Raw genomic sequence first — 1037 nt, 5'->3', positions numbered from 1 at the left:
GATGAATATACAGCGTTTCCCGATGTTATGAGGTACAATAACAGCAATTAGTGAACCAGTTTTTTAAATGTTGAGGATTCATCAAGTAGAGAGCAACAGAGATAACTTTATCAACCATTTCGGTTGTAGTTGGAGAAAAAGTACGTAAAAAAGATTTCAGTTGTGACCACCATAACTCAATGGGATTAAAATCAGGAGAGTATGGAGATAAACATAAGACTTTCGCACCTACAGATTCAATCATTGGTTCAATTGATGCTAGTTTATGTGCAGGTAAGTTGTCCATAACTACCACTGCTCCTGACCATAATTGAGGCAATAAAAACTTCTCAATAAATACTTCAAATGCCTGACTATCCATTGAGTTATTTATCGTCATTAATGCCACCACTTTTTTAATACTTATTGCTCCAATTACCGTAACTTTTGTACCACGATAAAATGGTTTCATTTCGTATACTCTTGTTCCCTTCTCTGAACGTGCATGAGTTCTTGTCAAACCCAGTATTACCCCTGTTTCATCTAAAAATACCAAGTTTTCTGGATCTATATCCTTTACTTTTTCCCAATATTCTACCCGGAGTTTTTGTACTCTTGGAGTTGCTGCCTGGCTACTGTGCAATGTTTTTTTTTGCGATTTAATCCTAATTTTTGTAAGCAACGGCACATTGCCGTTCGGCTCACCCAATTACCTGTTTTTAATGCCAATAATTCACATAATTCCGCTATTGTTGCATCCTGATTCTCTGACACCAATTCTCTTAACTCTAATTCCGCATTTGTCAGATGACTAAATCGGGGCTTACCCGGTTTTAATGGTTGTAAATTACCATGACTTTTTTGTTGCTTTACCAGCTTTTGTACTAGACTTTTACTGACTGCAAATCTGAGTGCCACTTGCCGAATTGATATTTTTTCCTCAATATGTGCTGCAACTATTTTTTCTCGGATATCCACTGAATATGCTTTCATGACAGTATTATCTTTTTATTTTATTAGTACTAATTGTACCTCATAACATCGGAAACGGCTGTATA

General features: G+C 36.1%; 2 protein-coding genes. Both read right to left on the bottom strand.

Annotated elements, in window-relative coordinates; all coding sequences use genetic code 11:
* Nucleotides 1-25: 25 nt before the first annotated feature.
* Nucleotides 26-622 carry an IS630 family transposase gene (locus tag I8752_RS31685; RefSeq protein ID WP_214436145.1) on the bottom strand — a complete coding sequence of 199 codons (597 nt, stop codon included), beginning with the start codon at nucleotides 620-622 and terminating at the stop codon, nucleotides 26-28.
* Complete coding sequence (locus I8752_RS31680; RefSeq protein ID WP_214436144.1) at nucleotides 574-972, bottom strand: helix-turn-helix domain-containing protein; 399 nt, start codon at nucleotides 970-972, stop codon at nucleotides 574-576. Before I8752_RS31680 ends, I8752_RS31685 begins: the two co-directional genes overlap by 49 nt.
* Nucleotides 973-1037: the final 65 nt, after the last annotated feature.

The organism is Dendronalium phyllosphericum CENA369, assembly GCF_016056275.1.
GTDB classification, from domain to species: Bacteria; Cyanobacteriota; Cyanobacteriia; order Cyanobacteriales; family Nostocaceae; genus Dendronalium; species Dendronalium phyllosphericum.
The sequence above is the reverse complement of the archived record's forward strand: the minus strand, read 5'-3'. Positions and strand labels throughout refer to the sequence as shown.